The 25,348-nt window shown below is 68.8% G+C and carries 22 protein-coding genes and 1 tRNA gene; 12 read left to right on the forward strand and 11 right to left on the reverse strand.

Annotation, left to right across the window (positions count from 1 at the left end):
• The first annotated feature begins 116 nt into the window (after positions 1-116).
• The 3 genes from AC07NF_RS16500 to AC07NF_RS16510 all read left to right on the forward strand — a co-directional run bounded on the left by AC07NF_RS16500 (position 117) and on the right by AC07NF_RS16510 (position 3,253).
• Positions 117-1,373, forward strand: a complete 1,257-nt coding sequence (locus AC07NF_RS16500) for an MFS transporter (RefSeq protein WP_492812531.1) — start codon at positions 117-119, stop codon at positions 1,371-1,373.
• Positions 1,374-1,388: 15 nt separating this feature from the next.
• Entirely contained in the window at positions 1,389-2,195 is an 807-nt protein-coding gene (locus AC07NF_RS16505) for a TrmH family RNA methyltransferase (RefSeq protein ID WP_494628920.1), read from the forward strand.
• 77 nt (positions 2,196-2,272) lie between these two features.
• Entirely contained in the window at positions 2,273-3,253 is a 981-nt protein-coding gene (locus AC07NF_RS16510) for an alpha/beta hydrolase (protein ID WP_494628919.1), read from the forward strand.
• Between the two features lie 4 nt (positions 3,254-3,257).
• Here the strand turns inward: AC07NF_RS16510 and AC07NF_RS16515 are convergent, their stop codons facing one another.
• Together AC07NF_RS16515 and AC07NF_RS16520 are read right to left on the reverse strand one after the other, a co-directional pair.
• On the reverse strand, positions 3,258-4,889 hold the full coding sequence (locus AC07NF_RS16515) for a M28 family metallopeptidase (RefSeq protein ID WP_494628918.1): 1,632 nt from the start codon (positions 4,887-4,889) through the stop codon (positions 3,258-3,260).
• A gap of 59 nt (positions 4,890-4,948) precedes the next feature.
• Positions 4,949-5,668, reverse strand: coding sequence for a helix-turn-helix transcriptional regulator (locus AC07NF_RS16520; RefSeq protein WP_492812525.1), 720 nt, complete (start codon positions 5,666-5,668; stop codon positions 4,949-4,951).
• 94 nt (positions 5,669-5,762) lie between these two features.
• Here AC07NF_RS16520 and AC07NF_RS16525 point away from each other — a divergent pair, with 94 nt between their 5' ends.
• Together AC07NF_RS16525 and AC07NF_RS16530 are read left to right on the forward strand one after the other, a co-directional pair.
• Entirely contained in the window at positions 5,763-6,491 is a 729-nt protein-coding gene (locus tag AC07NF_RS16525) for a glutathione S-transferase family protein (protein ID WP_494628917.1), read from the forward strand.
• 330 nt (positions 6,492-6,821) lie between these two features.
• On the forward strand, positions 6,822-7,592 hold the full coding sequence (locus AC07NF_RS16530) for a FadR/GntR family transcriptional regulator (RefSeq protein ID WP_494628916.1): 771 nt from the start codon (positions 6,822-6,824) through the stop codon (positions 7,590-7,592).
• A gap of 66 nt (positions 7,593-7,658) precedes the next feature.
• Here the strand turns inward: AC07NF_RS16530 and AC07NF_RS16535 are convergent, their stop codons facing one another.
• Positions 7,659-10,061, reverse strand: a complete 2,403-nt coding sequence (locus tag AC07NF_RS16535; RefSeq protein WP_494628915.1) for a TonB-dependent receptor — start codon at positions 10,059-10,061, stop codon at positions 7,659-7,661.
• 355 nt (positions 10,062-10,416) lie between these two features.
• Between AC07NF_RS16535 and kduI the strand changes: the two genes are divergently transcribed.
• From kduI to AC07NF_RS16555, 4 genes are all read left to right on the forward strand, one after another.
• Entirely contained in the window at positions 10,417-11,265 is an 849-nt protein-coding gene (kduI, locus tag AC07NF_RS16540) for a 5-dehydro-4-deoxy-D-glucuronate isomerase (RefSeq protein WP_494628914.1), read from the forward strand.
• 26 nt (positions 11,266-11,291) lie between these two features.
• On the forward strand, positions 11,292-12,488 hold the full coding sequence (locus tag AC07NF_RS16545; RefSeq protein WP_494628913.1) for a glycoside hydrolase family 88/105 protein: 1,197 nt from the start codon (positions 11,292-11,294) through the stop codon (positions 12,486-12,488).
• Between the two features lie 30 nt (positions 12,489-12,518).
• Positions 12,519-13,274, forward strand: a complete 756-nt coding sequence (locus AC07NF_RS16550; RefSeq protein WP_494628912.1) for a FadR/GntR family transcriptional regulator — start codon at positions 12,519-12,521, stop codon at positions 13,272-13,274.
• Positions 13,275-13,370: 96 nt separating this feature from the next.
• Complete coding sequence (locus AC07NF_RS16555) at positions 13,371-13,697, forward strand: DUF8776 family protein (protein ID WP_492812515.1); 327 nt, start codon at positions 13,371-13,373, stop codon at positions 13,695-13,697.
• Here AC07NF_RS16555 and AC07NF_RS16560 read toward each other — a convergent pair whose 3' ends face one another.
• From AC07NF_RS16560 to AC07NF_RS16570, 3 genes are read right to left on the reverse strand one after another with little or no spacing between them, the layout of a single operon-like run.
• Positions 13,698-15,143, reverse strand: coding sequence for an efflux transporter outer membrane subunit (locus AC07NF_RS16560; protein WP_494628911.1), 1,446 nt, complete (start codon positions 15,141-15,143; stop codon positions 13,698-13,700). It lies immediately after the preceding gene.
• Complete coding sequence (locus AC07NF_RS16565) at positions 15,127-16,665, reverse strand: DHA2 family efflux MFS transporter permease subunit (RefSeq protein WP_494628910.1); 1,539 nt, start codon at positions 16,663-16,665, stop codon at positions 15,127-15,129. Before AC07NF_RS16565 ends, AC07NF_RS16560 begins: the two co-directional genes overlap by 17 nt.
• On the reverse strand, positions 16,662-17,741 hold the full coding sequence (locus AC07NF_RS16570; RefSeq protein WP_494628909.1) for an HlyD family secretion protein: 1,080 nt from the start codon (positions 17,739-17,741) through the stop codon (positions 16,662-16,664). The genes AC07NF_RS16565 and AC07NF_RS16570 overlap by 4 nt, the downstream gene beginning before the upstream one ends.
• A 121-nt stretch (positions 17,742-17,862) precedes the next feature.
• Here AC07NF_RS16570 and AC07NF_RS16575 point away from each other — a divergent pair, with 121 nt between their 5' ends.
• Positions 17,863-18,807, forward strand: a complete 945-nt coding sequence (locus AC07NF_RS16575; protein WP_494628908.1) for a LysR family transcriptional regulator — start codon at positions 17,863-17,865, stop codon at positions 18,805-18,807.
• 80 nt (positions 18,808-18,887) lie between these two features.
• The gene (locus tag AC07NF_RS16580; RefSeq protein ID WP_494628907.1) at positions 18,888-19,607 is read left to right on the forward strand and encodes a response regulator transcription factor; all 720 of its coding nucleotides are present in this window, start codon (positions 18,888-18,890) and stop codon (positions 19,605-19,607) included.
• On the opposite strand, the gene AC07NF_RS16585 is transcribed toward AC07NF_RS16580, so the two are convergent.
• Both AC07NF_RS16585 and AC07NF_RS16590 read right to left on the reverse strand, forming a co-directional pair.
• On the reverse strand, positions 19,604-21,598 hold the full coding sequence (locus tag AC07NF_RS16585) for a HAMP domain-containing sensor histidine kinase (RefSeq protein WP_492812504.1): 1,995 nt from the start codon (positions 21,596-21,598) through the stop codon (positions 19,604-19,606). The two genes, AC07NF_RS16580 and AC07NF_RS16585, sit on opposite strands and share 4 nt — an antisense overlap.
• The gene (locus AC07NF_RS16590; RefSeq protein WP_492812502.1) at positions 21,595-22,320 is read right to left on the reverse strand and encodes a response regulator; all 726 of its coding nucleotides are present in this window, start codon (positions 22,318-22,320) and stop codon (positions 21,595-21,597) included. Before AC07NF_RS16590 ends, AC07NF_RS16585 begins: the two co-directional genes overlap by 4 nt.
• 341 nt (positions 22,321-22,661) lie before the next feature.
• Between AC07NF_RS16590 and AC07NF_RS16595 the strand changes: the two genes are divergently transcribed.
• Positions 22,662-23,870: an MFS transporter gene (locus tag AC07NF_RS16595; RefSeq protein WP_494628906.1), complete on the forward strand. Its 1,209-nt coding sequence runs from the start codon at positions 22,662-22,664 to the stop codon at positions 23,868-23,870.
• Here AC07NF_RS16595 and msrA read toward each other — a convergent pair.
• From msrA to AC07NF_RS16610, 3 genes are all read right to left on the reverse strand, one after another.
• On the reverse strand, positions 23,867-24,382 hold the full coding sequence (gene msrA / locus AC07NF_RS16600; RefSeq protein WP_492812499.1) for a peptide-methionine (S)-S-oxide reductase MsrA: 516 nt from the start codon (positions 24,380-24,382) through the stop codon (positions 23,867-23,869). The two genes, AC07NF_RS16595 and msrA, sit on opposite strands and share 4 nt — an antisense overlap.
• A gap of 115 nt (positions 24,383-24,497) precedes the next feature.
• A tRNA-Val gene (locus AC07NF_RS16605) sits at positions 24,498-24,572 on the reverse strand.
• Between the two features lie 52 nt (positions 24,573-24,624).
• Positions 24,625-25,338 carry a phosphoglycolate phosphatase gene (locus tag AC07NF_RS16610; RefSeq protein ID WP_494628905.1) on the reverse strand — a complete coding sequence of 238 codons (714 nt, stop codon included), beginning with the start codon at positions 25,336-25,338 and terminating at the stop codon, positions 24,625-24,627.
• Positions 25,339-25,348 lie beyond the last annotated feature (10 nt).

Consider the following 25,348-nt stretch of genomic DNA (forward strand, 5'->3'; position numbering starts at 1 on the left):
AGCGTCTCGGCGACAGAAGGAAACTCCCTGCTTTACCGTACGCGACCCCTTGTGCCGTAAGGGGGAGGCGGTCAGTGTGCCCAAGACGCGGCGCTAGACCGTGCAGGGGAGGAGAGATGGCGCCTGACGACGGAGCCCGGCCAAAAGAGCCGGTGCGGGCGAATTTCATCGCCGCGTACACCCTCGCGCAGGTCGGCGCCTTCGTATCCTTCCAGCCGCTTTTGCAGGTGCTGCTGCCCCTGAAGGCCGAGTCGATCGACGCGGCGTCCAAGGCGGTGGTGCTCAGCCAGGTCGCCTTCTGGGGCGCTCTGGTCGCCAGCATCGCCAACCTGCTGGCCGGAGCGATCAGCGATCGCACCACCTCGCGCTTCGGCCGTCGTCGCCCCTGGATGGTGGTCGGCGCGATCGGGGCCTCGCTGGCCTATCTGGCGATCATGAACGCCAAGACGCCGCTGGCCCTGATCGGCGGCGTGATCCTGTTCCAGCTGACCTTCAACCTGTGTTTCTCGGCCCTGGTGGCGGTGATGCCCGACCGGGTGCCCGACAACCAGAAGGGCATGGTCGCGGCGTTCCTCAGCCTGGGAAACCCGATCGGCACAGCGTTCGGCGCGGTGATGATCGGCGGACTGCTGGTCGTCGAGTGGCAGCGCTATGCCGCCATCTCCATCGCCTTGCTGCTGGGCCTGGCGCCGTTCGTCCTGCGCCTGAAGGATCCGCCACTGGCCAAGGAAGACGTGCCGCCGTTCCATCTGCGCGAGTTCATCGCGGGCCTTTGGGTCAGCCCGCGCAAGCACCCCGACTTCGCCTTCGCCTGGGCCGGACGGTTCATGGTGCTGGTCGCGCTGAGCCTGGTGCAGAGCTACATGCTCTACTTCCTGCAGGACGTGGTGGACTATCCACGCCTGTTTCCGGGGCATCGCTCCGAAGAGGGGCTGGCGATCCTGGCCACCGTCTCGACCGTCTTCAACGTCATCTGCGCCATGGCCGGCGGTGTGCTGTCGGACCGCTTGCGGCGGCGCAAGCTGTTCGCCTTCGGCGCGGCCCTGACCATCGCCGCCTCGATGATCGTGTTCTCGCTGACCTCGGACTGGACGGTGCTGCTGGCGGCCTATGTGGTCTATGGCTGCGGAGCGGGCTGCTTCTGCGCCGTCGACATCGCCCTGGTCACTCAGGTGCTGCCCTCGCAGCGGGATGCAGGCAAGGACCTGGGGGTCATCAACCTGGCCAACACGCTGCCCCAGGCCCTGGCGCCGGCCTTGGCGGTCTGGAGCCTGGGACCCAGCCACGTGAACTTCGACCTGTTCTTCCTGATGGCCGCCGGGTTGGCCCTGGCTGGCGGTCTGACGATCCTGCCGATACGAGGGGTGCGTTAAGCCCCGAGGTATCCATTGCCCCAGTATCGCGTCGTCACCGATCCCGACGATCCCGCCGTCGCCCCTTTCCGGGCGATCAAGGAGCGTGATCTGGTCGGGCGCGAGGGCCTGTTCATCGCCGAAGGCGAGACGGTGCTGCGGGCCTTTGTCCGCGACGCGCCCGAGCGAGTGGTCTCGCTGCTGATCGACCCAAAGCGGCGGGACAAGCTGGTGGAGGTGTTCGAAGCTCTGCCCGACGAGACGCCCGTCCATTTTGCCGACCAGGCCGTGCTGGACGCCATCGCCGGGTTCCACCTGCATCGCGGCGTGCTGGCGGTGGGCCGGAAGCCGGAGCCGGTTTCGGCGCGAGACCTGCTGGCCGGCCTGCCAGAGCGGGCCGTCGTGCTGGTGCTGTGCGGCATCGCCAACCACGACAACATCGGCGGCATATATCGCAACGCCGCCGCCTTCGGGGCCGATGCGGTGGTGCTGGACGCCGACTGCTGCGATCCGCTGTACCGCAAGGCCATCCGCGTCTCGGTCGGGGCGGTGCTGTCGGCGCCCACCGCGCGCCTGGAGCGGGGCGAGGACATCGCCGAGCTGCTGGCCGTCACCGGCTTCGAGGGTCTGGCGCTCAGCCCCGCCGCCTCCGAGATCTTGGCTCATCTCAAGCCCGCGCCGCGCACCGCCGTGCTGCTCGGCGCGGAGGGACCCGGCCTGACGCCCGAGGTGATGGCCAAGGCGCGGACCGTCGGCATCCCGATGGCGAACGGCTTCGACTCGCTGAACGTCGCCACGACCAGCGGCATCGTTCTGCATCACCTCCGCTTCGTGCAGAGCTAGGAAAGTGGACTAGGAAACCGGTTTCCTTGCCTCTAGGGTCTGCTCCGACAAATCACCCGTCAGAAGGCTTTGATCCCATGCTGAACCGTCGCGGCGCCCTTGCGGCTTTCGTCACCGGCGTCCTGGGATCCCTGGCGGCGCGCAAGGCGGAGGCCGCTCCCGTGCAATCGACCCCATTGGCCGACCCGACCGAGGTCATCACCCTGTGGCCCAACGGCGCGCCGGGCGGGGAGGGCGTCACGGCGGTCGAGGCGATCATCGACCGCACCGTGGCTGGCGGTCCGCGCGACCGCGCCCAGACCCATACCCGCAAGCCGACCCTAGTGGTCTTCCGTCCGAAGAAGCCGAACGGCGCGGCGGTCATGCTGATCCCGGGCGGCGGCTACGAGCGCGTGGTGCTGGACAAGGAAGGCTACGAGACCGCCCGCTGGCTGAACGATCGAGGCTACACCTGCTTCGTGCTGTTCTACCGCATGCCGGGCGACGGCTGGACGGCCGGTGGCGACGCCCCGCTGCAGGACGCCCAGCGGGCCATTCGCATTATCCGCTCCAAGGCGGCCGAGATGGGTTTCTCGTCAGACCGCGTGGCGATCATGGGCTTCTCGGCCGGCGGTCACCTGGCGGCCAATCTGACCGTTCGCTACGACGCGGCGACCTACGGCCCGATCGACGCCGCCGACCAGCTGTCGGCCAAGCCGAACCTGTCGGCGCTGATGTATCCGGTGATCAGCACCGACCCGGCCATCGCCCACGCCGGCTCGCGCAAGCAGCTGCTGACCGCGATCAACACGCCCGAGCGCGCCCTGGAGCTGTCGCCCGAGAAGCAGGTGCGCGAGGGCCTCTCGCCGGTGATCGTGATCCATGCCGCCGACGACAAGACCGTGCCGGTCGAGAACGCCCTGGTGATGTTCACGGCCCTGAAGGCCAAGGCCGTGCCAACCGAGATGCACATCTTCGAGGAAGGCGGCCACGGCTTTGGCATGCGCTTCACGCCGGACAAGCCCGTGGCGGCCTGGCCCGGCCTCTTCGAGGCCTTCGCCAAGCGCCACGGGGTCTGAGGGCCTATTTGGCCGGAGCCGGCGCCTTGGGGGCGTTCGGCGCGAAGGCGTCGCCGAAATAGTCCTTGGCGTACCAGCGCGGGGCCTGGTCGCCGTCGGCCAGGTCGCGCGAGATCAGGTAGTTCAGCTTGGCGAACTTGGCGCCGGCGCTCCACAGGATGGTCTGCGACAGGTCGTCGGACGGCTGGTGGTAGTGCTTTTCCTCGTACTCGGCCCAGGCCTTCTCGCCGCCGTTCTGGTAGCCGGTGACCATCATCACCGCCGGGATGCCGACCTTGACCAGGGCATAGTGGTCCGAGCGGACGAAGGTCGCCTGTTCCGGCGACGGATCGGGCGTCAGGGTCACGCCCATGGTCGCGCCGGCCCGCTTGATCGAGTCGCTCAGCGTCGAGTGATCGGCCCCGAACGCCACCACGTCGGTGAAGTCGTAGGTGATCATCGGCTCGTCCAGGTCGACGCCGGCGATGATCTTGCCGGCCGGCACGGTCGGGTGGTGGGCGAAGAATTCCGCGCCCAGCAGGCCCTTCTCCTCGGCGGTGTTGGCGATGATCAGCACCGAGCGGCGCGGTGGGGCGCTGGTCGCGAAAGCGTGGGCCACCTCGATCAGGGTCGCCGTGCCGGCCGCGTTGTCCAGCGCGCCGTTGTAGATGTTGTCGCCGGGCTTGTCGGGGCGGATGCCCAGGTGGTCGGCGTGGCCCATCAGGACCACGTATTCGTCCTTCAGCTTGGGATCGGAGCCTTCGATCAGGCCGATGACCTCGGGGCTGGCGTAGCGCCGCAGCTGGGTCGTGACCTTCAGCTCGACCTTGGCCTTCAGCGGGAAGCCCTTGGGGCGGACGCCCTTGTCGGCGTCGGCCAGGGCCTTGTCCAAGGTCCCCTTGGCGCCCTCGAACAGCTGGTAGGCCGGTTCGCGGTCGACCGTGGCGCGGGCCTTCAGGCCGTAGGTGTCGTCGAACGGCTTGCCGTCCTTGTCGGCCCAGGTGGTGCGCGGCTCCTTGGCGTATTGCAGCACGGCCTTCCACGGGAAGGCCTTGTACGAGGCCGCGTCATAGATCTGGATCATGCCGACCGCGCCGTGCTCGGCGGCGAAGCGGGCCTGCAGGGTCGAGAGGTGGGCGGCGATCTCGCTGTTCATGCCCTTGGGCACGCCGCGCAGCACCACGACGACCTTTCCTTTGACGTCCAGGCCCTTGTAGTCGTCGATGCCCACGACCGTGTCGGTCATGCCGTAGCCCGCGAACACCGTGTCCGCTGTGACCTGGGCCGAGCCGCCGACGGCAGGACCGCGCAGCACCGCCAGGGTCGCGTTCTCGTAGGTCTTGGCGCCCTTGGCGGTGGTGATGGTCAGGGTCGGCGTCGCACCGGCCAGCGAGGTGTCGACCAGGCCGACGCTCTGATACCAGCCGCCGTTCTCGCCGGCGGGCTTCAGGCCCAGCAGGTCGAACTGGGTGGCGATGTACTTGGCGGCCAGCTCGTGGCCGCGCGTGCCGGCCTCGCGGCCTTCCAGCAGGTCGTCGGCCAGATAGGCGACGTGGGCGCGGAAGCGCTCGGCGCTGAAGTCGGGTTCGGCGGCGTGAACGGTCGCACAGGCCAGCAAAGCGGCCGTCGCCGCCGAGGCAAAGATCTTCGATGTCATGGAGGTCCCCTAATTCCCGAGGGGACAGTGCTCCCGAGCGCGGCCGTCGCGCAAGCCGGTCAGCAGTCGGCCTTTTCCTTCAGCTTCCAGGCGGCGATCTCGGCGTCGCGGAACTTGACCCATTCGCCGCGCAGGACAGCGGGACGCTTGCCGTGGCGCTCGTCCAGGAACTGCGCGCCGACCACGCGATCGGTGCGGAAGGTGCGGAACGCCTCGCGCAGTTCGCACCAGGCGATGATCATGCGGACCGTCTCGCGATAGCCCACCGTGACCGGCCAGATCACCCGCGCGCTGATCGTCCCGGCCTCGTCGCTGTAGTCGAGGCGGATCTTGCGGCCGGCGTGGATCCAGGCGCGAACCTGGGCGACGTCGATGCGATCGGTCTGCGGCTTCCAGGCGGGGGAGGCGGCCGCCGCCGGCTCCAGCACATAGGGCCGCAGGCGGTCGGGCACGGCGGCGGCGATCTTGCTGATCAGGTCGCTGGCGGCCTTGGCCAGGACGGGGTCGCCGCGCCCGGCCACCCACTGCGCGCCCAGCACAGCCGCCTCGATCTCGTCGGGGGTCAGCATCAGGGGCGGCATGTCGAAGCCGGCTTCCAGCACGTAGCCGACCCCTGCCTCGCCACGGATCGGCGCGCGCTGGCCGACCAGGGCAGCGATGTCGCGATAGACGCTGCGCTTGGAGGTCTCCAGCTCGGCGGCGATGGCGTCAGCGGTCACCGGCGCGCGGCTGCGGCGCAGGATCTGGATGATCTGAAAAAGGCGTTCGGCGCGTCTCATGGCCTTACATATCGCTGATCGCTACTGACAGCATGCTGGCAGTAGCCTGGCGGTAGCAAGTCGTCACCAAGACATTCGAGATCGGAGAGGGACGATGATCACGCTGTTCGCCGCCGGAGCCGGGTTCGGGCTGCCCGAGATCAGCCCCTATGTGACCAAGACCGAGGTCCAGCTGATGATGGCCGGTCTTCACTATCGCAAGACCAAGGGCAGCCGCGAGACCGCGCCCAAGGGCCAGCTGCCGTGGATCGAGGACGCCGCCCAGGCGATCGGCGACTCCACCTTCATCCGCGCCCATATCGAGCAGAAGTACGACATCGATCTGGACATGGGCCTCTCCGGGAAAGAGCGGGCCCAGGCCTGGGCGATCGAGCGGATGATCGAGAACCAGCTGGGCTGGGTGTCGGCCTATTTCCGGCATCTGGATCAGGCCAATTTCGCCAAGGGCGCGGCCCGGTGGTTCGACCAGGCGCCGGAGCACCTCCGAGACGACCTGCGGCGCGGCCTGCTAGAGGCGATCGCGACCAATGTCCGCGCCGTCGGCGTGGGGCGGCACCTGCGGGAAGAGGTGACCTGGCTGGGCAGCCTGTCGCTGCGCTCGCTGGACGAGCTCCTGGAGGACAAGGCCTATCTGATGCGCGACAGCCATCCGGTCGGCGTCGACGCCACGGCCTTCGCCATGCTGGCGGCGATCATGACGCCCTTCTTCGAGTCGCCCCTGCGCCGCGAGGCCGAAAGCTATCCGCGCCTCGTCGACTATGTCAGCCGGATGATGGCCCAGTTCTATCCGGCCCATCCGTGGAACCTGCGCCAGGCGGCCTGAATCTGAGAACGCTACCAAATTGGTCGTACAAATCGAACAAATTGGTCAGGCCATTTTTGATTGCAGGATTGGCCAGTTTCGTTAAGTTGACCGGGCGTGATCGGACGTTTCGTTCGATCCTTGCTCGTCGACCACAGGCGCTGCGTACCTTGCGCCGACCTCCTCCCGGGGCGGACGACGATAGCGGCCGGAGTCCTTACCCTCCGGCCGCTCGCCGTCTTTCAGCGGCGTGCATGGTAAGGCCAGTTGCTCGCGGGCGCTTGTGAGGCGGCCGAACCGGCGTTAGTCCTGTGGGACGCGCCGTTCTTGGCGCTTGTCACGGCGTTTGCGATGTCGACCCCTCCGTCCACGGATTCCACGCGGCTGTATCAACAGGTGGCGGCCTCGATCAGTGCGTCGATCGCCGACGGGTCGTTCCAGCCTGGCCATCGTTTGCCGTCCGAGCGCGACCTAGCCGACGAGTTTGGGGTCAGCCGTCCCACCGTCCGCCGCGCCGTCATCGCCCTGGAGATGCGGGGCCTGCTGGAGGCCCGCCAGGGCTCGGGCGTCTATGTCCGCCTGGACCAGCCGCCGCCGCCGGCCAAGGACCTGGACATCGGCGCCTTCGAGCAGGCCGAGGCTCGCCGCCTGTTCGAGGGCGAGGCCGCCGCCCTGGCCGCCACCCTGATCACCGACGAGGAGCTGGCCTATCTGGAGACTCTGGTCGTCGAGATGAACAGCGACGCGGCGACCAAGGAGCAGTCCGAGCTGGCCGACCGCCAGTTCCACATCTCCATCGCCGCCGCCACGCGCAACGTCGCCGTGGCCCGGATCGTCGAGAACACCTGGGACCTGCGCTACCGCTCGCGCCTGTGCATGCAGATGCTGGAAAAGGCGCGGCACGTGCGCAAGCGCCCCCTGAAGGACGAGCACCAGGAGATCGTCGAGGCCCTGCGCACCCGTGACCCCAAGGCCGCCCGCGCCGCCATGCAGGCGCACCTGGGCGGGTTGATCGAGAACCTGCTGCTGACCGCCGAACTCGAAGCCATCGAGCGCACCCGCGAGAGCCTGGCGGCCAAGCGCGAAGAGATCGCCCTGCGCGCGGCTAGCGCCGCCAAATAAAAAACGGGCCGGATCCCCGAAGGAACCCGGCCGCGCAGGAGGGGACCGAATGAGAAAGGGGAGGTCCTAGAAGTTCACGTCGAGGCGGGCGCCGAAGTAGCGGAACGCGTCGCGACCGGGGAACCAGGTGCGGCCCTGGGCCGTCGGGATGGCCGGATTGCTGTAGCCCGAGGTGCCGTTGCCCAACCCTTGAGCGTAGCGCTTGTCGAACAGGTTGTTGGCGAAGGCCGAGACCGTGTAGCGGCCTTCGCGGTCGGTGATCCCGACCTTCAGGTCGACGATGCCGTAGGCCTTCTGGATCGTGCGCGGATCCTGGCTGAGCGAGAAGTTGACGTCGTCCTGCCAGCGATAGGTCGCGCCGACGAAGCCCTTGAAGGGCATGCCGGGCAGCTCGATGTCGTACTGGCCGCCGATGTTGAACTTGAACTTCGGGGTGTTGTTCAGGCGACGGCCGGCCAGGTTCTGCACGCGGCCGTTGGTGGTCGGGGTGCGGTAGCACTCGCCTGGCTTGCCGATGTAGCCGGCCGGCTGCAGCGGCAGGTCATTGGTGGCCGGCTGGGCGTTGTTGCAGGGGCCGTTCGGGAAGTCGACGACCTTGGCGTCGGTGTAGGCGAAGGCGCCGTTCAGGCGGAAGTTGCTGGTAATCCGCGCCACCGCGTCCAGCTCGACGCCCTGCGTGCGCAGCTGGCCCACGCTGTTGAGGAAGGTCAGGAAGGTGCCGTCCGGCAGGAACGACGTCACCGAGGTCTGGAAGCCCTTGTAGTCGGCCCGGAAGACGGTGGCGTTGAAGTAGACGCGACGGTTCAGCAGGCTGCTCTTGAAGCCCAGCTCGTAGTTCTTGGCCGTCTCGGGCGGCACCGGCATCTGAGCGGCGATCCGCGCGTCGAAGGTGCTGACCAGGTCGTAGGCCTGGCCCTTGTAGCCCGTCGAGAACGTCGCGAACGTCATGATGTCGGGCGTGATCTTGTACTGCGCGCCGATCTTGCCGGTGAAGGCGTCGTCCTCGTCCGAGCGGCCGAACAGCTGGTGGGTGGTCGCCGCGCCGATCGCCGTGCTGGCGAAGATGGTCTTGTCGAACTTGTAGCTGATCTTCTGGCGGTTGATGCGGCCGCCGCCGGTCAGGGCCAGCTTGTCGGTGATGTCCCAGGTGGCGTTGGCGTAGGCCGAATAGTTCTCGTTGGTGCTTTCGGCCAGGTAGCGGGCCAGCTGCAGCACCGGGCCGCGGTTCAGATAGCGGTCCAGGTCGTTCTTGGCGTACCAGAGGCCGGCCACGTAGCGGAACCGGGTGTCGCCCGGCGAGGTCAGGCGGAACTCCTGGGTCCAGCTGTCGGCGTGGAAATAGCCGTCGATGTGCGCGCCGCTGTTGATCCCCGACGGGCTGGCGACCGGGAAGCCCAGCAGGAACGGCTGGTCGGTGCCGTCGATGTCCTGGAAGTCGACCATCTTCCAGCGATCGTGCGAGGTGATCGACGACAGGGTGTGGCCCTTCAGGACCGAACCCTCGCCGAAGTCGTAGTCGATGCGGGCGGTGGTGCCGAAGACGTCCGAATTGCCGCCGCCGATACGGTCGTCGGCGCGGACGAAGTGGTTGTTCTTGTCGAAGGTGATGCCGCGCAGGGTCAGGGTGGCCGGGAAGGCCGGCGCGCCTTGATAGAACAGGCCCGGCGTCAGCTCGGTGATCGCGCTGGCGCAGCAGCTGCTGACATTGTGGTTGTAGCGTGGAGCCAGGCTGAGGGTCAGGTTATCGGTCGGCGTCCAGACCAGCTTGGCGGTGGCGGTGAAGCCCGAGCTGCCGTTGACGTTCTTGCCGGTGGTCAGGTTCTTGAGGTTGCCGTCGTAGTCGCTCTTGGCGACGGTCAGGCGCATCAGCAGGTCGTCGCCGTGGACCGGGCCCGAGACGGTGAAGCCGATCCGCTTCTCGGCGTCGTCGGTGACCAGGATCATGCCCTTGCCGGAGAACTCCTTGGTCGGGGCGGCGGTGACGATGTTCAGCACGCCGGCGATGGCGCTCTTGCCGAACAGGGTGCTCTGCGGGCCGCGCAGCACTTCCACCCGCTCGACGTCGATCAGGTCCTTGAAGGCGGCGGCCTGGAAGCCGACCGGCACGTCGTCGATGACCACCGCGACGTCCGACTCGACGGCGATGCCGTTCGAGAAGGTGCCGATGCCGCGCATGTTGATGCTGAAATTGCCCGGCTGGCTGCCGTAGTTGATGACCAGGCCCGGCGACAGCTTCACCAGGTCGCCCAACTCGCGGACGTTGTTGCGATCCAGCACGTCGGCGGTGACCGCGGTCACCGACACCGGCACGTCCTGCAGGCGCTCGGCGCGCTTGGTCGAGGTGACGATGATCTCTTCGAGCTGGGTTCCGTCGTTGGTCGAGGCGGTCTGAGCCATGGCCGCGCCGGGGGCGGCCGCCAGCAGAGCGGTGGCCGAGGAGGCAAGCAGCAGCGATCGTATGTTGGTCATCACCTGGTATTCCCCGCGCTAAGTGCTCACCGGTTCGAGCCGATGGCTAATTGGTATGCCCAACTGATGACTCCTGGTCAGGCCACTTGTCAAGCGGAGTCGTTGCGAGGCGGAAATGTGGCCTGACGATTGAAATTATTGCCTTATCGACCAACAGAAAAAGCTGGAGCGGGTAAATGACAACGTTGGACAGAAAAACCGTTTGTCCTTCGGGCTTTACGGCGATGGGTCGAAATTGGTAAGGTCAGTTTAGCAACCACACACAAGACGGGGGATGGGTGCGCCTTCGAACGACCGCCGGGCGGGTCGGCGGCCGGCGTCATCGATCGTCCCCATGCGAGGCCGTGATCCGCCTATGAGCGTGCAGATGGACTACCGTGAGAGCACGGATCGGGCGGGCATGAGCCGCATGACGGTGCGCGAACTGCGCGACACCTTCGTCATCGACAGTCTGTTCCGTCCGGGCGAGCTGGGCCTGTCCTATCTGGAGATCGAGCGGGCGGTGGTCGGTTCTGCCACGCCGACCACGGCGGCCCTGAGCCTGCCGACTCACAAGGAACTGGCCTCGCGCTTCTTCTGCGAGCGCCGCGAGGTGGGCGTGATCAATATCGGTGGTCCGGGGGCGATCACCCTGGACGGCCAGCGCTTCGAGATGGCTCGCCACGACAGTCTCTACATCGGTCGCGGGACCGAAAGCGTCGCCTTCGAGAGCGACGCGGCGGCCGATCCGGCCAAGTTCTATTTCGTCAGCTATCCGGCCCATGCCAGCTATCCCAGCAAGCGCGTGCGCCGCGACGAGGCCCGCACGATCCAGGCGGGGGAGGCGGGGACCGCCAATCGCCGTGTGATCCGCCAGGCCATCCGTCCTGGCATCGTCGAGACCTGCCAGCTGGTGATGGGCTTCACCGAGCTGGAGGACGGCAATGTGTGGAACACCATGCCGCCGCACACCCATCGCCGGCGCAGCGAGATCTACATGTATTTCGACGCTGCCCCCGGCCGGGTCATGCACCTGATGGGCGAACCGGCCGAACCGCGCGCGGTGTTCATGGACGAGGGCGAGGCGGTGTTCTCGCCCAGCTGGTCGATCCACAGCGGGGTTGGCACCGCCAACTACAGCTTCGTCTGGAGCATGGGCGGCGAGAACCTCGAGTTCGACGACATGGACATGCTGGCCGTCCACGACCTCGGTCCAGGCGCATAAGAACAAGTACGGGAAGAAACGCTCCAATGACCTTCAAGACGCTCCTGAAGGCCGCCGCCGCGGTCGCCATCCTGGCTGGAACCGCTGCGCCTGTTATGGCCGCGCCGAAGGCGGCCGTGGTCGGCACGCCTGTCTCGGCCATCGACGCCGCCGGTCGCAAGGTCGCCGCCTGGCAGCTGGCCCACATGGACAATTTCGACTACGTGCCGGTGACCTCGTTCCGCAAGGATACCGAGGCCCCGCGCGACTGGATTCAGGCGGCGTTCTACATCGGCCTCTACACCTTCGCCGATGAGACGCAGGACCCGTACCTGGCCAATGCCGTGATCAAGCATGGCGAGGCCGAACAGTGGGGCTTCGACCACCGCCCGCGTCACGCCGACGCCGACGCCACCGGCGCGGTCTGGGTCTGGGCCGCCGGCCGCACCAAGGATCCCAGCAAGCTGACCCCGATCCGCGCCCGCTTCGATGCGGTGCTGGCCGATCCGTCCAAGGTCTCGCTGGACTTCACGCCCAAGCCGGCGAAAGGCGACCCCTACTGCCAGGCCCGCTGGTGCTGGAGCGACGCCATCTTCATGGCCCCGCCGGCCTGGGTGTCCCTGACCAAGGTCAGCGGCGACAAGCGCTACCTGGCCCATGCCGACAGCGAGTTCTGGGCGACCCACGACTATCTGTTCGACAAGACCGAGCACCTCTATTTCCGCGACAGCCGCTTCATCACGCGGCGCAGCGACGCCGGCCAGAAGATCTTCTGGGGCCGTGGCAACGGCTGGGCCTTCGCCGGCCTCGCGCGGATCCTGCAGGACCTGCCGGCCAATCACCCCAGCCGTCCGAAATACGAGCTGGCCTTCAAGCAGATGGCCGCCAAGATCGCGACCCTGCAGGGGGCCGAGGGCTACTGGCCCGTCTCGCTGCTGGAGCCGCAGAAGACGCCCGAGACCAGCGGCACGGGCTTCTTCGTCTACGGCCTGGCCTGGGGCGTGAACCACGGCCTGCTGTCGCCCGCCAAGTACGGTCCGGTCATCGACAAGGGCTGGAAGGCCCTGGACGCGGCGATCGAGCCGGATGGCCGCCTGGGCTGGGTGCAGCGCGTGGGCGTGGCGCCGGATCAGGTCGGCCGTGACGACACCCAGTTGTACGGCGTCGGCGCTTTCCTGCTGGCGGCCAGCGAGGTTCGCAAGCTTGGTCAAGCCACCGCTTCCCAAGGTCAGGCCAAGCGGTAGAATAGCCCAGTAGAATCCAAGCGAGGATCGATGCGCGGCGCGCCGGACCCCCAGAAGCTCTATCAGCAGGTGGCCCGGTCCATCGCGGCGTCGATCGCCGAGGGGCGCTACGCCCCCGGCGACCGCCTGCCATCCGAGCGGGGGCTGGCCGACTCGTTCGGCGTCAGCCGTCCGACCATCCGCGACGCCATGATCGCCCTGGAGTTCCAGGGCATGGTCGAGGCCCGTCAGGGCTCGGGCGTCTATGTCACCGCCCGCGCCAAGCCCGAGGACGACGCGACCGAGGCCGAGGTCAGCGCCCTGGAACTGACCGAAGCCCGCCGCCTGTTCGAGGGCGAGGCCTGCGCCCTGGCCGCCGCCGCCGTCAGCGACGAACAGATCATGGCCCTGGAGCGCATCTCGCGCGACCTGGCCAGCCTGGCGGGCGCCGAGGATGGCGAGCGGCTGGAGCACGACTTCCACCTGGCCGTGGCCCACGCCACCCGCAACGCCGCCATCGTCGCGGCGGTCGAGGAGATTTGGACGCTGCGTCGCCAGTTCGCCGAGTGCGGCGCTCAGCTGCGCCGGGTGCGTCTGGCTGATCCGGAAGGCTTCGCCGAGGACCACCGCCGCGTCGTCGCCGCGCTGCGCGATCGCGATCCCAAGGAAGCGCGGCGGGTGATCCACGAGCACCTGAACCGCACCGTCGAGGCCCTGCTGTCGATGGCCGAGCGCGACGCTCTGGAGCGTACGCGCCTGGAGATGGCCGAGCGGCGTGACGAGCTCTTGCGCCGAACTGCTATCTGAAGTTGTCTGGGGCGCGATAATTCGCCGCACAAATCAAGGCCTTGCGGCCGTGGGGCGACGCGTGCTGACCTCCCTCCCAGGAATCAGGGGGTAATGATGTCGGATAAGTTGGCGCCTGCGAGCGTGGAAACGGTGCTGAAGGCGATCTCGTCGGAGATGTCGCTGGCCGCCGTCGCCTGCGGCCATCTGGACGTGGCGCTGGGCAAGATCCTGGAAGTCGTGCCGGACGAGCACCGCCTGTCGGTGATGCAGGAGCTGCACACGGTCGACCTGTTGGCCCAGCACATCACGGCCCTGACCGACTTCACCGGCAACCTGTCGCAGCAGCACGGCCAAGGCGTCCTGGAGGTCAACGACTCCCTGAACGCCATCACGCTGGGCGATGTCGCTCAGCGTCTGCGCTCGTCGATCGCTCCCGAATAACTAGCTGGTCCGCCAGTCGGCGCCCGTCGCGGCGAACAGGCGGATGGCATCCACAAGCCGCTGACCCTCGGCCCGCGCGCGGGCCGAGCGGGCGCTGTTGAGCGTGCGCTGGGCGTCGATCACCGCCAGCATCGTGCCGCCGCCCTTGTCGAAGGCGACCTTGGCCAGGCGCAGGCGTTCGCTCGCCTGCTGCTCAGTGCGAGTGTGGGCGGCCAGGGCCGTCTCATCGGCCGACAGGGCCGACAGCGCGTCCGCCACCTGGCCGAATGCCGTCAGCACCGTCTGCTGGTAGCGGGCCGAGGCCGCGCGGGCCGCCTCGCGCGCCTGCTGGCGCCGGGCCTTCAGCGCGCCGCCGTCGAACAGCGGGGCGGTGAGGCCCGCGCCGATGTCCCAGCCGCTGGCGTCGTACGAGAACAGATCGCCCGGCTTCAACGCGCCCTGGGTCAGCGAGGCGCTGAGCTTGATGTTCGGATAGAGGTCGGCCGTCGCCACACCGATGTCGGCGGTGGCCGCGTGCAGCTGCGCCTCGGCGGCCAGGATGTCCGGACGCTTGCGGACCAGCTGCGAGGGCAGGGCGACCGGGATCGGGGCGCTGAGGGCCATGGTCGAAAGGTCGAAGGCCGGCGCGGCCCAATCGGCCGGGGCCTTGCCGACTAGCACCGCTAGGGCGTGACGGGCCGCGGCCAGCTCGCTTTGCAGGGCCGGCAGTTGGGCGCGGTCCTCTTCCAGCTGGCTGGCGGCCGAGACCTTGGCCAGGCTGGTCGAACCGCCCAGGGCGTTGGCCTTGCGGATCAGGTCGATATTGGCCTGGTCGTCGGCGATCATCTGCTCGACGCTGGTGATCTGGCTGCGCAGCGTGGCGATCGTGGCCGCCTGCATCGCGACATTGGCGGTGAGGCTCAGATAGGCCGCTTCCGTCCGACGGCCCTCGGCCTCCAGACGCGCCGTCGCGCCTTCGATGCGGCGCTTATTCCCGCCCCACAGGTCCAGGTCGTAGCTGACCGCGCTACCGACCGAATAGAGGCTGAAGGTCGGGTTGCTGAGCTTGATGTCACCGAACCCGGTGAAGCCGAAGGCCTGCAGGTTGGCGCGCTCGCGGGCGACGCCGGCGTTTCCGGTCACCTGCGGCCCCGCGACGCCGCGCGCCTGGGCCAGGGCCGATTGCGACTGCGCCAGGGTGGCGTCGGCTTCCGCGAGCGTGGGGCTGTCCTTCAGCGCCTGACGGATGACGGCGTCCAGCTCGGGCGAGTTCAGCGCCGTCCACCACGGGCCGGCGTTGGCGGCGTCAGCGTCCAGGCGCACGGCGGCCGGGGCGGTCTCGCCCGCGCCCAGCGTCGAGGTGGTCTTCGGCGCTTCGGGCGCCTGGAAGTTCGGGCCGACCGTCGCGCAGGCGGTGAGGGACGTAGCCGCAAGGAGTGCGGCGATCAGCTTAGTGGTCGGAGACATTGGCGGCCTTGGCCCCCTGTTTCGGGGTGCGCATGAGAAGGATGAGCGGCGCGCAGGCGATGGTGATCACCAGCATCAGCCGGAAGTCGTCGAGATAGGACAGCATCGCCGCCTGCCGACCGACCAGGCCGTTGAACGCGGCGATGGCGGCCTGGCTGGAGAACAGGTGCGGCATGTAGGCCTGGTACAGCGGGTTGTCGGGCCGGGCGTGCTCGACCAGCACGGCGTGGTGCTTCTCGATGCCGCTGACGAACAGGGCCTGCATGATCGAAATGCCGGCCGCCGAGCCGATGTTGCGGATCAGGGTGAACAGGCCGGCGCCCTCGGCCCGGTGCTGAGGCATGACCTTGGCGAAGGCGATGGTCGACAGCGGCACGAAGATCAGGCCGGTGCCGACGCCCGACAGGAAGCCCGAGGTCACCAGCAGGGTGGTGTCCATCTGCAGATTGTAGTGGCTCATCTGCCAGAGCGAGAGGGCGCTGATGGCCAGGCCGATGCTCAGCAGCAGCTTGATGTTCATCCGCCCCATCAGCTGGCCCACCGCGAACATGGCGATGAACGAGCCCAGGCCGCGCGGCATCGAGACCAGGCCGGTGAAGGCGACCGGATAGCCCAGCAGGGTCTGCATCAGCGGCGGCAGCAGGGCCAGGGTGCTGTACAGCAGGATGCCGATGAAGAAGCCGAACAGGCAGCAGGTGATGAAGTTGCCGTCGGCCAGCAGCTCGCGGGCCACGAACGGCTTCTCGGCGGTGGCCAGCTGCACGCCGAACACCCACAGGGCGATGACGGCGATGATCAGTTCGATCCAGATCTCGCGCGCGCCGAACCAGTCCTGGCTGGGGCCGCGATCCAGCATCAGCTGGAAAGCCCCGATGGCGATGGCCAGGGCGAGAAAGCCCAGGGTGTCGAACTTGCGTTTCTCGCTGCTCTTCTTCTCGGACAGGAAGAAGAACACGCCGCAGAAGGCCAGGATGCCGATCGGCAGGTTGATGAAGAACACCCACCGCCAGTCGAGATTGTCGGTCAGCCAGCCGCCCAGGCCGGGGCCGAGCAGCGGACCCAGCACCGCGCCGGCGCCCCAGACGGCCATGGCCTGGCCGTGGCGTTCGGGCGGGTTGATGTCCAGCAGCACGGCTTGCGACAGCGGGATCAGCGCCGCGCCAAACAGGCCCTGCAACAGGCGGAACAGCACGATCTCGACCAGGTTCTGGGCCGCGCCGCACAGCATAGAGGCGATGGTGAAGCCGATGATCGAGACGATCAGCACCATCTTGCGACCCATGCGCTCGGTCAGGAAGCCGGTCAGCGGCGTCATGATCGTCGAGGCCACGATGTAGGAGGTCAGCACCCAGGTGATCTGGTCCGCCGACGCCGAGACGCTGCCCTGGATGTGGGGCAGGGCGACGTTGGCGATGGTGGTGTCCAGCGAGATCATGATCGTCGCCAGCATCACCGAGATGGTGATGGGCGTGCGATTGGCGACGTCCCTGGCCTGGCCCTCCTGGAGCGCCTTGGGGGTCATCCGTGGCGGCCCGACCGGACGTCGACGGTGGCCTTGGCGCTGAGGCCGGCGCTGAGGTTGGCCGGCGGAGCCTGGTCCAGCGTCAGCCGCACGGGCAGGCGCTGCACGACCTTGACCCAGTTGCCGGTGGCGTTCTCGGCCGGCAACAGGGCGAAGCTGGAGCCGGTACCAGGGCTGAAGCTGGCCACGTGGGCCTTCAGCGGCTTGTCATAGGCGTCGACCTTGATCGTCGCGGCCTGGCCGACGCGCATATGGGCCAGCTGGTCTTCCTTGAAGTTGGCCTCGATCCAGGGCTGGCCCGAGATCAGCCAGAACACCGGCTGCGAGGCGGTGACGCGGGCGCCGACCTGCAGCTGCTCGACCTTGGCCACCACGCCGTCGGTCGGGGCGACCACGGCGGAATAGGAGCTGTCCAGCCTGGCGCGCTCCAGCTTGGCGGCGGCTTCCAGCACGGCCGGCTGGCGTTCGGTGGCGGCCTTGGCGTCGCCGCCCAGGTCGGCCAGGGCGGTCACGACCTGCTGCTTGACCACCGCGATCTGGCGCTGGGCCTGGTCGGCGGCGTGGCGGGCTTCGTCCGCTTGGGCCTTGGTGGCGACGCCGGCGGCGGCCAGGTCGCGCTGGCGGGCGGCCTCGCGCTGGGCGTAGGCGGCGGTCTCCTGGATGGCGGCGAGGTCGGCCAGGCGCTGGGCGTAGACCGCGCGCTTGCCCTGGACGTCGAAGCGGGCCTGGGCGAGAGCCGCCTCGGCTTCCGACACCGCGACCTGGTAGTCGGCCGGATCCAGGCGGAACAGCACCTGGCCCTTCTTGACGGGCTGGTTCTCATGGACGGCGATCTCGACGACGCGGCCGTCGATACTGGTGCTGATCGCCGTGCGGCTGGTCTGGACGTAGGCGTTGTCGGTGGTCTCGGACTTGCCGCCGGTCAGCATCACCACGCCGGCCCCGATCAGGATGATGGCGGGCACGCCGATCATCAGCGGCCAGCGCAGCCGCTGGCCCAGGGTCCTGCTCCGCCGCCGGTTGGCCGCGTTCGCTTCGGCGTCCGCGATAGCTTCGTAACCTTCAGCGTCGCTCACGCGCTGCTCCACGTCTCGATAGGTTTTGGGGAATCCTCGAGGTCCGTTCGGGGCGCGAACCTTCGCCGGTGAAATAGGACTCCGCCTGTCATGAGGGAAATGATATGTCTTCACGACAGCCATGAATGCCGTGAATTTCAGAACCGCCGACCTCAATCTCTTCCGGGTGTTCGTCACCCTGCTGGAAGAGAAGAACGCCACGCGCGCCGGCGAGCGCCTGGGCCTGTCCCAGTCGGCGGTCAGCCATTCGCTACGCCGCCTGCGCGAGATGGTCGGCGACGACCTTTTCATCCGGGGCCAGACCGGCCTGCGTCCCACGCCCCGCGCACTTGAGATCGCCGACACCGCCCGCACGGCCCTGAAGCTGTTGGAGACGGCCGTCACCGCCCAGAAGTTCGACCCAGCGGTCGACCACCACGTCTTCACCATCGCGACGGGGACCTACATCTCCTACGTCCTGGGTCCGCTGATCGCCGAGCGGGTGCTGGCCCAGGCGCCGAACATCCAGATCCACTTCCGCGGCCTCTATGCCGGGATGACCGAGGATCTCGACACCGGCAGCCTGGACATGGTCATCGGCTGTTTCGAGGCGATCCCCGGCCGATTCACCCACACCCAGCTCTTCGAGGAGAGTGGTGTCTGGGTGCTGCGCAAGGACCATCCGGCCCTGGCTGGCGGCGTCGACTACGACACTCTGGCCCGCCTGCCGCGCCTGGGGGTGAAGGGCGGCGACGATGATCCCGACCGCACCTCGGCCGGACACCTGGGCCTGCGCCGCATCACCTCGTGGGGCGAGACCTACGCCCTTGGCGACAATCCCTACCAGCCGTTCTCGGTGCAGGACTCGTTCAGCGCCATGAACATGGTCAGCCGCTCGGACATGACCTGCATCCTGCCCCGGCGCCTGGCCGAGATGGCCGCCACGCGGGGCAAGGTGGCGATGATCGAGCCGCCCAACGCCCCGCCGCCAACGCCGTTCGGGGCGGTGCTGCGGACCACCGACGGGCCGGACTCGCCGAACGCCTGGCTGCTGCGCCTGTGCCAGGAAGCGGCGCGGAAGATCTAGCCGCAATCGCGCCACAATTGGCGATCTGCCGATACAAGCGGGTCAAGTTTTCCGCCCGAGGCGCCGGCTAGACCTTGGCCATGCGGTCCAGGGTCCTGCTTGTCGATTCCGATCCCGAAGGGCTGGCCAGCCTGGCCCAGTTCCTGGCGCGCCATGACCTGGAGGTGCTCCAGGCGACCTCGGTGGGCGAGATGGACCAGGTCTTGAGCAAGACCGAGGTCGACGCGGTGATCCTCGACCTGATGCGGCCGGGCGAGAAGGGCCTGGCGGTCTGCGGCAAGCTTCGTGAGCATCCGTCGGCGCCGGCCGTGATCGTGGTCAGCGCCGTGGCGGACGAGGCCGACATCGTCGTCGGGTTGGAGATCGGCGCCGACGACTATGTCGCCAAGCCCTGTCGGCCGCGCGAACTGCTGGCCCGCCTGCGAGCGGTGCTGCGCCGGCGCGGGGAGGCGGCCATGCTGGCCAAGAACCTGGCCCGCGCCGAGAGCTACCGCTTCGAGGGTTGGCGGCTGAACGCGGCCACGCACCAACTGTTCGATCCGAACGAGCGGTCGATCGACCTGTCGCCGGCCGAGTTCAACCTGCTGCGTACGCTGGTGGCCAAGCCCCAGGAGGTGGTGCCGCGTCGTGAGCTGACGCCGGGCGGGCCCGTCGGCGAGGCGCGGGTGGACTTCCAGATCAACGTCGCCATGAGCCGCCTGCGCCGCAAGCTGGCGCGGGCCGAGGGCGGAGCGCGGCTGATCCGCACCGTTCGCCACGCGGGCTATCTGTTCACCGTCCCGGTCGAGCGGGTCTCCTAGGCCGCCGCGCGCAGCGATCGGGCCTGGGGCAGGCGCAGCTCGGCCACCAGCCCTTGGTCGGCCGGCAATAGCCGCAGGTCGCCGCCATGGGCGCGGATCGTCGAGCGCGACACCGCCAAACCGAGGCCCACCCCGGACTTGCCCGAGGCTCGTGCGGCCTCGCTGCGGTAGAAGGGCTGGAAGACCCGCTCCAGGTCGTCGGACGATAGGCCGGGGCCCTTGTCGGCGACCTCGATGAAGGCCTCGCCGTCGCGGACGGTCAGGCTGACGCTGGCCTGCTCGCCGTACTTCAGGGCGTTGTCGATCAGGTTCTCGACCACCCGCTGGACGCCGACCACGTCGATCTCGGCCAGCACCGCCACGCCCGGCTCCAGCTTCACGGCGCCGGGAGCGTCGTCGACCACCACCTCGAGCAGCGAGCGCAGGTCGACCACCTGGCGCGTGGCCGTGTGGGTCTCGTCGCGCATGAAGGCCAGCACCGAGGCGATCATCTCCTCCATCTGGTCCATGTCGCGGCCGATGGCCTGGCGCAGGGCGGGGGAGGCGCGCTCCAGCTTGAAACGCATGCGGGTCAGGGGCGTGCGCAGGTCGTGCGAGATCGCCCGGATCATGCCGGTGCGGTCGTCCACGTAGCGTTTGAGGCGCTGCTGCATCAGGTTGAAGGCGTCGGCGGCCTTGCCGATCTCGGCGGGCCCCGACAGCGGCGGCAGGTCGGCCGAGGGCTCGCGGCCCAGGCGGTCGGCGGACTCGGCGAACACCTTCAGCGGCGCGGCCAGGCGCCAGGCCACGAACAGGGCCAGCGGGGCGATCAGGGCGACCGACAGGCCAAACCACAGCAGCACCCGGCGCTGCCAGCTGTTGGGGAAGCCTTCGGGGCGCGGACGCACGGTGGCCCAGCGGCCGTCGTCCATCTTCATGGCGGCGACGAACTCGCCCTCGACATAGGGCGCGCGGCCCAGGCTGAAGCCGCTGGCGACGGACGGCGGCGGCAGGGTGTGCTCGGCCACGGGAGCGGGCAGCGGCGTGTCGGCCTTGGGCAGGCTGGCGCGCGGCATCCGGGTGATCGAGGTCTCGGCTGCTGGGCGCGCCGGCTCGATCGGCTCGGGCGTGGCGACCGGTGGCGCGGCGGCGGGAGCGATGACGACCGGGGCGGGTGGCGGGACGGACGTGACGGCCATTGGCGCTCGCGCCGGGGTCTCGGTCGTCGCCGTGCTGGTGAACACGAAGCGCGGCGAGGGGCGGGCGAAGACGGCGGCGTCCAGCGGCGAGCGGATGATCGGCCCACGCGCCGGACCGTTCAGGACGTCCGGTCGACCCACTGGCATTTGACCGCCCATCGCAGGCGAAGCGCTCGGACCCCGGATCGCCGCCGCGCCGTCCGGGAATGAACCCGACGGACGCATCATGGGCCGGGACATCTGTTGTTGCTGCGGCATCGACGGACGCTGGAAGACGCGCTGCGAAGGCGGGAAGGCGCCGCCGGGCTGGCCCATCGGACCCGTGCGGACCATCGGCCCGCCGCCCGGCATGCGGCCGGGGCCGCCCATGGTCATCGGTGGACCGCCGGCGCCGCCGGCTTGGCCCACATTGATCATCTGCGGATGACCCTGCTCGGCGCGGGCCGGGGGCGGCGGCATCGGTGCGCCGGCCAGGGGCGGCGGGGCGTAGAACAGCAGGCGCACGTCGGCCTCGGTCGCGCCGACCAACTTGGCCAGGTCCTGGGTCGCGGCGGGCGAGACCACCCAGCCGGGGCTAGCCAGGCTGGGGGCGGTGTCCTCGAAGCTGAGCACCAGAGGCCGGTCGCGATCGTCAGGCGTGTCGCCCCCGCGCAGGGCTGACCCGATATCCGACAGGCTGTACTGGCTGGGCGGGGCCGGCGGGAAGAACACCGTCAGCACCAGGGTCACCACCTGGGCGGCGGCCAGGGCCCCGACCACGATGGCCAGGATACGGGCCCACAGAGGCGGGCTGAGGCGCTTGCTCCAGGTCATTGCCCGACCACTCCCGCGTCCAGCATGTAGCCCACGCCGCGATAGGTGCGGATCAGCTCGCGCTCGGTCTGGTCCTGGATCTTGCGACGCAGGCGGCTGATGTGCAGGTCGACCGCGCGGCCCATCTCGTCGGCCTCGTCGGCGCGCAGCAGGGCGATCAGGTCCTCGCGCGGCACGACCTGGCGGGCGCGGTCCAAGAGGGCGCCCAGGATGGCCAGCTCGCTGCGAGTCAGGAGCAGGATGGCTCCGTTCGGCGCCTGCAGCTGGCGCGCGGCCAGGTCCAGGCGGAAGTCGGCGAAGCGGTAGACGCTGGTCTTGCGGGCCGTGGCGCCGGCCGGGCGGCGGCGCAGCAGGGCCTTCACGCGGGCCAGCAGCTCGCGGGGCATGATCGGCTTGACCACATAGTCGTCGGCGCCGAGCTCCAGGCCCAGGATCCGATCGATGGGATCGCCCAGCGCCGTCAGCATCAGGATGGCCGGGCCTTCGCCGCCGGCCAGGTCGCGGCACAGGGACAGGCCGTCCTCGCCGGGCAGGTTGACGTCCAGCACCGCCACCTGGATCGCGCGCTCGGCCAGGATCTTGCGGGCGGTCGGCACGTCGCCGGCCTCGTGCACGACATGGCCGTTGTCGACCAGATAGGCGGTCATTTCGCTGCGCAGTTCGAGGTCGTCCTCGACCAGCAGGATTTCGGCGACAGGCGAGGTGTCGGTCTGCGGAGTCATGGGCTCGACCATAGACCATGAGCGTGGACGCGCGGACACGTCGTTTGCCGTCCGTCGCGGGACCGAACGTCGCGCCCATGTCGTGGTCACGGCCTGCTGGCCTAGGTTGCTCACTGCCCGGTCTCCGCGCCGCCCCTCGGGCGGGCGCATTAGACCGGCAGATTGTGGACGCCGTCGGGCGCGTTCGTATTGCGAATGTATCAGTCGGCGTCAGCGCCGACACAGTCGACTCGCGACCAGCCAGAACTTCTGGACCTCCGCCGAGAAAAACGGGGCCGGGGCGACCGAGCGCCGCGCCTTCGGAATCCTACTTAAGGGGTCGAGTATCCGGAGGGTTTTTCATGTCTTCAGTAACCGCTGAGCAGGACGATAGTCGTCCCGCCGCGTGGGCCGCCGTCGGCGCCCTGACCCTGGGCGTCTTCGCGCTCGTCACGTCCGAGTTCCTGCCGGCAAGCGTGCTCACGCCCTTGGCCCGCGACCTGGGCGTCAGCGTCGGCGCGGCCGGCCAGGCGGTGACCGCCACGGCCGTGGTCGGCGCCTTCGCCGCGCCGCTGACGCCGGTGCTGACCGGCCGTTTCGACCGACGCGTGGTGATGTGGGGCCTGATGGCGCTGCTCAGCGTCTCGAACCTGCTGACCGTGTTCGCCAAGGACTTGCCGACCCTGCTGGTCGCCCGCGTGCTGCTGGGCGCCAGCCTGGGCGGCTTCTGGTCGATGGCCGCGGCCTTGGCCATGCGCCTGGTGCCGCCGGCCGCCATGCCGCGCGCCATGTCGCTGATCTTCACCGGTGTGTCGGTCGCCACCGTCTCGGCCGCGCCGATCGGGGCCTATGTCAGTGACACCCTGGGCTGGCGGGCGGCTTTCATCATTTCCGGCGTGGTCGGCGCGATCGCTCTGTTGGCGCAACTGGCGACCCTACCGCGCCTGGCCCCGACGTCGGTCCCGCGCCTGGCGGGCCTGGTCGAGGTTGCGCGTCGGCCGGCCGTGGCGACCGCGCTGATCGGCGTGCTGCTGGTGATCTCGGGCCACTTCGCCGGCTTCACCTATGTGCGGCCGGTGCTGGAGCAGGTGGCGCATCTGGACCTGAAGGCGATCTCGCTGACCCTGCTGGCCTTCGGCGTCGCCGGTTTCTTCGGCAACCTCGTGGGCGCGGCCCTGGTCGGCCGAGATCCGCGCCTGGCGGTGCTAACCGGGGCGGCCTTGGTAGGCGTCTCGGCCCTGGCCATCGTCACGCTGGGCCATGTCGGCTTGCTGACCGCTGTCGCGCTGACGGTCTGGGGTTTCGCTTTCGCCATGCTGCCGGTGGGCTTCCAGTCCTGGGCGACTTCGGCCGCGCCGGACCAGGCCGAGCTGGCCGGCGGCCTGCTGACCTCAACCTTCCAGGTGGCGATCGCCGCCGGGGCGGTGTTTGGCGGCGTGCTGGTCGACCAGATGGGCCCACTCAGCGCCCCGGGCTATGCGGCCGTCTCGGCGCTGGCGGCGGTGGCTCTGGTGCTGGCGCTGCGTCGTCGTGCGGCGCGGGCGCCAGCCCAGGTTCCCTGCGAGGCCTAGCCGGCCGTCGCGGCGGCCCGCTTGGGCAGGACCCAACCCGGACGGATGAAGTGGCAGGTATATCCGTTCGGGATTCGCTCCAGGTAATCCTGGTGCTCGGGCTCGGCTTCCCAGAAGTCGCCGGCGGGCGCGATCTCGGTCACGACCTTGCCGGGCCACAGGCCCGAGGCGTCGACGTCGGCGATCGTGTCCTCGGCGGTCTCGCGCTGGGCTTCCGACGTGTAGAAGATCGCCGAGCGATAGCTGCGGCCGATGTCATTGCCCTGGCGGTTGCGGGTGCTGGGGTCGTGGATCTGGAAGAAGTATTCCAGGATCTGGCGGTAGCTGATAACCGCCGGATCGAACACGATCTCGATCGCCTCGGCGTGGTCGCCGTGATTGCGGTAGGTGGCGTTGGGCACGTCGCCGCCGGAATAGCCGACGCGGGTGTTCAGCACGCCCGGATAGCGGCGCAGCAGGTCCTGCACGCCCCAGAAGCAGCCACCGGCAAGAATGGCGGTTTCGGTGCTCATCGGTTCAACCCTTTCTGATCCCGGCTTCCCGGCTTCGATGAAGTGGGAACGCGCGGAGGGATTTCCAGAGCCTGCATAGGCCGAGGCGATCCGCGATGTCGAGAAAGGGAAGGAATGGTGGATGCGACAGGGATTGAACCTGTGACCCCCTCGGTGTGAACGAGGTGCTCTCCCGCTGAGCTACGCATCCGCCGGTGTGGAGAGGTCCGCTTAAAGAGGACCGATCCGCGAGAGGAGGGGGTCTATAATCTGGTGTTCGGCGCGGGGCAAGAGGCCAAAAGCGAGATGCAGGCCTGGGGCGCATCCAAAAAGCTGTGGATGACCAGATCCGCGCCCAGGGTCTCGACCGGTTCCTCGGTGTAGCCGAACGAGACCAGCACGCTGGGGACCCCGGCGTTCTTGGCCCCGAGAGCGTCGTTGATGCTGTCGCCGATCATGACGGCGCGGCTGATGTCGCCGCCCACGGCGGCGATGGCGGCGGCGACGTGGCGACCGTCGGGCTTGGCGGCGGGTGCGCTGTCGGCGCCGATCACCGCGTCGAAGAACGGCAGCAGGTCCACCGCTTCCAGCAGGGCGTCCGACAGGTTGGTCAGCTTGTTGGTGCAGACCACCAGCTTGGCGCCGGCGGCCTTCAACTGCGTGAGGACCTCGACCACGCCGGGGAAGGGCGCGCTCTCCTGGGCGATGCGGGTCAGGTAATGGGCGATGAAGCGCTCGACCAGCGGCGGGGCGCGCTCGGCGTCCAGCGGCGCGCCGGCGGCGGCGAAGCCGCGCTCCAGCAGGGCGCGGGCCCCGCGACCGACCATCAGCCGCACGTCGTCGAAGGGCAGGGGCGGCAGGTTCTCCTGCGCCAGGATGGTGTTCAGCGCACCGACCAGGTCGGGCGCGGTGTCGACCAGGGTGCCGTCGAGGTCGAAGGCGATCGTCGCCCCGTTGAGGTCATGATGCTCGCTCATGGGACTGGCG

It is taken from the genome of Caulobacter sp. GW821-FHT10A06 (assembly GCF_059415805.1).